We start from the raw sequence: 7,442 nt of genomic DNA, 5'->3' as shown, positions 1-7,442 counted from the left end.
TCAAATTCAACGACGGCGTCGAAGTCACATACGACACCAAAAACCGCGCCGCCTGATGATGCGCGTCACCCAAATTCAAGCATAGCTCGATGAGGCCCCGCTCGTGAATGCCATCATAAAGATGGCAGGCTGACGTGGACGATGTGTGGCATATGTTATTCCACAATCGTGACTACGCCACCGTCGACCCTGGTGCTTCGTGAAGGAGCAATTACCGAGATATATCGTCACCGATGAACGGCCCATACTTCGATTTGTATTTGGAGAACGTTGCCGGGCTGATCCCATGCCGCCGACATACGTCAGCCGTCTTCTCGCCAGCTTCGTGTTCCTTCATTGCGATGATCTGTTCGTTCATGAATCGTGCCTTCATTTGTCCGTCCCTTAGTTGGGCGGACTCTAAACAAATCTGGAGGAGTTCTAGGGGCGCAGGGGCTTTGTCGCAAACTATATTGCTCCGAGCCGGACGGGCGCTATTACAGAGCACGATCGGAAGAAACGATTACGCGGATTGGGCAAAATAGCGATAGATTTCAAAGGCGTGCACTACCCGAAGGCCGTGGCCCTGTACGCGGTATTTTTCTATGTTCGCTATGCGGTGTCATATCGCGACCTTGAAGAGATTATGGCGGAACGTGGTGTCGTCGTCGACCATGCCACGCTTAACCGCTGGGTGGTGAAATTCTCGCCACTAATTACCGCAAATGCCCAATCTGGGAAACGCGCGACGGCGAATTCTTGGCGGATAGACGTGACATACATACGGGTCCGGGGCAAATGGACTTACCTCTACCGCGCGGTTGATCGGGACGGCCAAACCCTTGATTTCATGCTGTCAGAGCGCCGCGATCTGGCAGCGGCTCGCAGGTTTTTCAAATAGGCTATCGGCACAAACGGAGTGCCGGACCGGGTGGTCATCGACAAGAGCGGCGCAAATCTGGTTGGCCTGATGGCCGCGAATGTGATCTTGAAATTCACTGGGACGGGGCAGATAGTCACGATCCGGCAGGTCAAATATCTCAACAATATTCTTGAACAGGATCACCGATTCATCAAGCGGATCACTGCGCCAATGATGGGCTTCAAGGCCTTCCACTCTGCTGCCGCGACCATCGCTGGCATCGAGGTTGCCCACATGATCCGAAAGCGCCAACTTACAGCAAATGATCTTCCCGCATTTCAGCAGTTCGCGGTGCTCGCGGGGTAGTCATGCCCGAAGGTGAGCCTTTTCACAGTCTTGCAAAATTTGCGACACAACCATCTGACCGGCGCCCTTACAGCAGAAGGAAATCGACCAGCTGCCACCGCACAACTTCAGAGCCTGAAACAACTATTCAACCCCTCAAACCTGTCCCTTGGGCGGGCTGATGTCAGATACACGGTGGCATATCGCCGCCGGTTCAGGCCGGACGGGACTGGCCTGCGCAACGCCCGCCGGTGATCCGCATGACTACGTATAAAACTGCGCGGGGCCATGTGGTCTATCACGTAGTTGTTACCGATTGAGCGTTTGGCCTTATGGCGACACCCTGACCACGAGGCGTTGAGTGCTGCGTCGCTTTTTTTGCCGCATCGGGGATACAGGTTCTATGATCAACAACGACATCAAGACGACACAGTTTGACTTTGCTACTATCGATCAGATGCTGACGGCCGGACGACCATCCATAATGCCGATCAATCGCGCACCAGTCGATTTCTTTCCGGCTCCGTTTAAGGGGCCATTCATTGAACAAAGAATGCCACCTGTCCCTGTTGGATACTCCGTACTAGTATTTTTCAACCGATATACCCTTGGGCACCATCCACGGGCACGCATACGGATATCTCGGCGACGTTTGACGCAGCTGCGCCCCTTTATGTGCAAGCCTTTGACGAAGTAACGGGCGCATGGGTTACTGTGGCGAACAATCGGGGCGCGCCTTCGGCTGCAATGGTGAACGGCGATCTGAACACGTTGCAATTGCGCGTTCATCGTGCGGATACGAACGAATACTTCTATCGCAACACGGATCGTGCACGGTCAACGTCCAACGCCGACGGCAGCATCACCGTCGCGTTCGAGGACTGGAACGACAATGATTTCAACGATGCGGTGGTGACGCTGCGTGGCAGCACGCCGGTTGTGGCACCACCGCCAGTTGTGACGCCACCGCCAGTTGTGACGCCACCGCCATCCACGGGCACGCATACGGATATCTCGGCGACGTTTGACGCAGGTGCGCCACTTTATGTGCAAGCCTTTGACGAAGTGACGGGCGCATGGGTTACTGTGGCGAACAACCGGGGCGCGCCTTCGGCGACTATGGTGAACGGCGATCTGAACACGTTGCAATTGCGCGTTCATCGTGCGGATACGAACGAATACTTCTATCGCAACACGGATCGTGCACGGTCAACGTCCAACGCCGACGGCAGCATCACCGTCGCGTTCGAGGACTGGAACGACAATGATTTCAACGATGCGGTGGTGACGCTGCGTGGCAGCACGCCGGTTGTGGCACCACCTGCAGTTGCGCCCGTTCTTTTTGATACAATGGCTGAGGCGAAAGACCACATCATGTCGTTCGCTGACACCAGCGGTGCACTTGATAGCGCCAGTTTGATGGCAGCATTGACGTCCTACTCTGCCGATGATGAGCAGCCAACAGAAACAATCGTCGCGCAGCTGATCCAGTATTACGGCGTCAATCAGTCCTTGGACATTGCTGGTGTGATCGCGATGTTGGACGAAGGCGTGCTGTCACAAACCTTGAATGCAGACAATAGCGGCGGTTTCATATTCGCGTTCGACAACGTTCCAGTTGCGCGGCTGGTTGGCAATGGGTCGTATGACGCGGCAGCCCTTGGCGCGTTATTTACCCAGATGAATATGGGTGGCCAAAATATCCACCACATGCACGCGCTGGTCAAAATCTATGGTGACGGCAGAAAAGTTGGCGGCGATGTCATCCTCGGCAAAATGCAAGACGACGGCTTTTTGACACTGCCAGTTACTGCGGCGGGCACGGCGACGTGGGATTGGAACAAGATTGACGGTACTGCCATCGCCACTGCGATCTTTGCCGCGGCCCATGGACTCCTGCCTGTTCCCACAGTCTTGGAAAGTGCGCCTGATGCCCCAGTCGTAACGACCTCTGAGTTGGATTCGGCGCTTGGGTTCCTCTTTGGCAATCCTCGCGAGGTTACCCCCATATCAACGCCGATTCCCGATCCAAACGGTTTCGGGAATCTACAGCTTATCGATTTTTTACCGGCGCTCGAGCAGGCTCCACTGACCTACCTTCAAAATCGCTTTGGTACTGATCGCGGCTTCACTCTGGCACAGCTCAGCGCTGTGTTTGACGGTGATCACATTGCCCTGACCAGCGACGCGAGTGCTGATTACGTTGGTCTGCGTGTTGTGACCGGAACTCTTGGGTCATCCGACGCTGGCAATAATGATGATTTTTTGATGCAAACCATCAATCATCTGGTCGAATTCTATGACCGGGATGGCAATAGTCTCTTCACTGGCGATGAACTGCATAGGGCGTTTGATTTTAGTTTTGTGGGTGACCCAACCGTTATGATGCGTGATCTTCACGCGCTTTACGGTAGCGCTGACAACGACGCTGCCGGAAACTACCAATTTTCAGTCGAAGATATGAACCAGATGCTGGTCGATGGCACCTTGAAAACCGGGGACCACAACAGTGATTTTAGGATTGACGTTCATTTGGGGAATGTCCCGACAGAACGTCATGTCGATGGGTTTTTTAAATACAATGGCAAAGATCCAGCGACCGATGCGCTGACGGCGTCTGAATTTCAAATCGCGGCGAATGCGCTTATTGACTACGATGAAGAAATTTCACCCGAAGAGGCCGATTGGCTGGTCAGCGTCCACGGCCATGCGGACGCCGACGGCAATGTAGCTTTGTCCCACGCCGATATTCTTGACATGTTCGAGAGCGGCGACATGGTGCGCGCCGAGGATGCGAGCGCGTCATTCCGAGCCGAGAAGAATTACACAGTAGGCGAACCCCCTCATAAAAGCGGCGGCTGGTGGAACTCGGTTATAGGCGCTCTCGGTCGGGCAGCCGGTGATATCGTGGGCGCCATCGTGGACGTCGCCAAAGTCGTGGAACACGATGTTGAAAAAGTAGAATCCGATGTGGCAGATTTCCTTAACGGTAAAACAACGATCGTAGAGGCACTTGAAGCAGGTGTTGGTGATGTTTTCACAGGTATTTCTGACGCTATTGTCGCGGGCGAAGAGGCTGCGATCGGTTTGATGGATGACCTTGGCAATGCGATCAAGGCCGGGATTGAGGAACTGGGTGAAGAGGGCCATGCTTTCCTTGATACGCTCGTCGCCGACGCAAAAGCGGCTGGCGAAGAAATTGCCATTCAAACCTTGGCTTTGCTGTCAGGCATGACGCCAGAGCAGGCGAAAGAAGAGATCGAATCGATTGGCGCAAAGATGGCAAATATGGACCAGCTTTCGAACATGACGTTCGATGATGCAAAGGCGATGATCCCTGATTTTGATACGATGCAGCAGGAAGCCATCGACATACAACGCGACATGTTGGGCTTGGATGTGACAAGCAATTCGGATTCCGGTACGCCCAGGGCTGTATCTGTCGAAGAGGCGTTCGCGAACCTTCAATTGCCGGGCCGGGCGAATTTCAGGCGCATGCTAGAGGACGACGGTATGTCGGTCGACAGCCGTGGTCGTGTGTTGCTGGCAACCGGCGAGGTCGCCAACGAGACAGACAAGCGGACCTGGCTGGAGAAAAATATGCGTCTCGACTACGCGGTCGAGGCAAAAATCTCGCGTCCTAATCCAGGTAATCCTAACGCGCTTGATTCAATTCAGGGCCGCATTTTCGGCACTGTGCCACGATTGGATGCAGAGGGGAACGAATTCGTGGAGGTCCGTTTCCGCGAACTGGATCTGGCGGGCGTTAAGGGTGGCAGTGGTCTCATTGCTGGCGATGGCGGATTACTGGCAGCCCGTGACATCATCCTGACGTTCTATACCTCCGGTCCGAAGGCCGGCGAACAAGGTGACGTGAAGTACGTCGCGACGACAGGTGTACTCGCTGAGTTCACACCCGGTGCCAAACGGCCATGGACAATGAAGGACATCCAGGGAGCGATAAACACTGTGGGCGAATTTGGTACACTTCTAGGAGTGTCGAGCCAAGCTGCCTCATTGGGAACCGCTGGTGCGGAGGAAGGGATCGAAATGGCTGGCGGCGCAGTCGATGCATTAGCTGAAAACCCTGCCGTCGTTGGTCCGGACGCTCCGGTGCAACAGGCTGGTTCAACTGCGGCTGCAGCCGCGACTGCCGCGGCCGACGCCAAGGTGGTGGCTGACGCAGCAGCCACAGCAGCCACAGCGGCCGCAGAAACCGCAGAAACCGCAGCAACCGTAACAGCCGCAGCCCGTGATGCGGTAACAGCCGCCAACACCGCGACCGAAGCAGCTGCAGCTGCCAATACAGAACTTTTAGCCGCGACTGCCGCCCAAGCGGCAGCTGACGGTGCGGTCGCGGATGCCTTTGCTACTTTGACCTTAGCAGAAGGCACCGAAGCCGAACCAGCAGCCTTAGAAGCTTTCAACGCCGCAGGCATCGAAGCCGAGGCAGCTGCAACAACCACCGCGGAAGCAACCGCCGCAGCCGAAGCTGCCGCAGAGGCTGCCGCAGAGGCGGGCCTATTGGTAGGAACCACTGCCGCGGAAGCCGCCGCAGCCACCGCAGAGGCAGCCGCCGCCGCCGCTGCCGCAACCGAAGCAGCCACCCTAGCCGAAACCGCAGCCGCCGACCTAGCGGCGCTTGCCACAGTGGGCCTAAGTCTTGAACTCGGGGTCGTCGCTGGGCTGTCAACCACTTACAATCTAACACAAATGGGGGGTTCGGCCTGGATCCCCTTTGTGAGCGAAATAGTTGGTGCGGCAGCAGGTGGCGCTATAGTGGCGCTAGCAGAGGCTGCGGTCGACGCGGGGGCTGAAGGGACCGCGTCACCGCTCCTTGCCAAATGGGGCGGTACATTTATTCACGCAGGTGCTACCTTAGGCGCGGCCGCTGCGGATATGATAGCTGCAGAACTGCGTGATGAGGTCACTACGGATGGTTCGGTATCTGCCTGGGGCGCAGGACTTGTTGCGTTCAGCCCGAACTTTGTTCCAGTAGCATTGCGTTGGGGGGCCGCAGCGCGCTTGCGTTTCCAAGCAAACTTTACGTTGGCGAGCGGGCAAATTATCGGCTGAAAACAAAGACGGAAACGCGGTTCAAACGGCCCGATCTGATCCATGAACGCACGGTTATCTTGGTTCGGGTCCGCCCTGTAAAAGGGCGGGCAACGGCGCGCAGATCGCCGCGTTGATCACAGGGCAGCGTGCGCGCATTGCAAACCGGGCCGCTGACCTATGTTGGCGGCCCTTGCTTAATTCACCCCTCACGACCATGGTGCATGGTAATCCCCCCAGAAAGTAAGGGGCTGCGGAAGTAGAATTTTCTCGGCAAGATGTATGAAGGTCGTGCCTATGTCGGAACGGAACCGCCGCGAACCGCTATGCCCTCACAGATCATCTCGCACATCTCTATCGCCGATGCAGATTGGGCCGCGACTCCCGAAATCCCCCTCAACCCCGGCCTGGTGGCTATCATCGGAGCTCGCGGGTCCGGCAAAACAGCACTCGCCAATATGATTGCTGCTGGTTGCGATGCCATCACGCCATCGGGGTGGAGCGCGAGCGAGAATGCGAGTCCCTCCTTCCTTGTTCGCGCCCGCAAGCTGGTCGGCAATGCAACGGCCACGTTGACCTGGGGTGGTGGTGCCACCAACACACGCGCGCTCGATGGTCGGGACGCAAACAATCATCTGTCCTTTCCGCGCGCCCGATATCTGTCGCAGCAATTCGTAGAAGAGCTCTGCTCTTCCGGCGGCTTCTCAGACGGTCTCATCGCCGAGATCGAACGGGTGATTTTCGAATCCCACTCCGACGATCAACGAGACGGTGCGATCGACTTCGATTGAGCTATGCTTGAATTTGGGTGACGCGCATCATCAGGCGGCGCGGTTTTCGGTATCGTTTGTGTGTTCGATACCGTCTGTGAACTTGATTCCTTCGATAACCTTTGGCAACTGATTTCTGCCCTTGAGGCGCAGCCATTTCTTTGATGCGGCCTGAATGAGGGTGAAGACCATCAGTTTTGCGGTCTTTTGTGACAGCGCCCCTTTGGTCCTCACCGTTCGGTGCCGAACTGTGGCAAACACGCTTTCAATCGGGTTCGAGGTGCGCAGATGGCCCCAATGCTCAGCTGGGAAGTCGAAGAATGCAAGCATCGCCTCTTTGTCCTTGGTCAGGCAGGCAACACCTTTTGGGTATTTGACGCCATACTTTTCGGAGAAAACGGCCAACGCAGCATCGGCTTCTGCGCGCGTTC

At 56.2% G+C, this 7,442-nt stretch carries 3 protein-coding genes and 3 pseudogenes; 3 read left to right on the top strand and 3 right to left on the bottom strand.

The features are described 5' to 3' along the window. Nucleotides 1-241 precede the first annotated feature (241 nt). Nucleotides 242-373, bottom strand: a pseudogene (locus QZ196_RS16775) (transposase); the annotation flags it as partial. Between the two features lie 147 nt (nucleotides 374-520). Between QZ196_RS16775 and QZ196_RS16770 the strand changes: the two are divergent. Further along, nucleotides 521-1,207 (top strand): annotated as a pseudogene (locus tag QZ196_RS16770) (IS6 family transposase). A 791-nt stretch (nucleotides 1,208-1,998) separates the two neighbouring features. On the opposite strand, the gene QZ196_RS16765 reads toward QZ196_RS16770, so the two are convergent. Next, nucleotides 1,999-2,187 (bottom strand): hypothetical protein, encoded by a 189-nt coding sequence (locus tag QZ196_RS16765; protein ID WP_296428473.1) that lies wholly within the window; start codon nucleotides 2,185-2,187, stop codon nucleotides 1,999-2,001. Nucleotides 2,188-2,305: 118 nt separating this feature from the next. On the opposite strand from QZ196_RS16765, the gene QZ196_RS16760 reads away from it, so the two are divergent. Both QZ196_RS16760 and QZ196_RS16755 read left to right on the top strand, forming a co-directional pair. Further along, the gene (locus QZ196_RS16760) at nucleotides 2,306-6,262 is read left to right on the top strand and encodes a hypothetical protein (RefSeq protein WP_296428472.1); all 3,957 of its coding nucleotides are present in this window, start codon (nucleotides 2,306-2,308) and stop codon (nucleotides 6,260-6,262) included. A 263-nt stretch (nucleotides 6,263-6,525) separates the two neighbouring features. Further along, nucleotides 6,526-7,026, top strand: a pseudogene (locus QZ196_RS16755) (TrlF family ATPase); the annotation flags it as partial. 36 nt (nucleotides 7,027-7,062) lie between these two features. Here QZ196_RS16755 and QZ196_RS16750 read toward each other — a convergent pair. Then, nucleotides 7,063-7,442 (bottom strand): transposase (locus QZ196_RS16750; protein ID WP_296428001.1); only part of this gene is annotated, 380 nt, incomplete at its 5' end.

Origin of the sequence: Yoonia sp. (assembly GCF_017854565.1) — a bacterium.
Classification (GTDB): Bacteria; Pseudomonadota; Alphaproteobacteria; order Rhodobacterales; family Rhodobacteraceae; genus Yoonia.
This window is presented reverse-complemented; position numbering and strand designations above follow the sequence as displayed.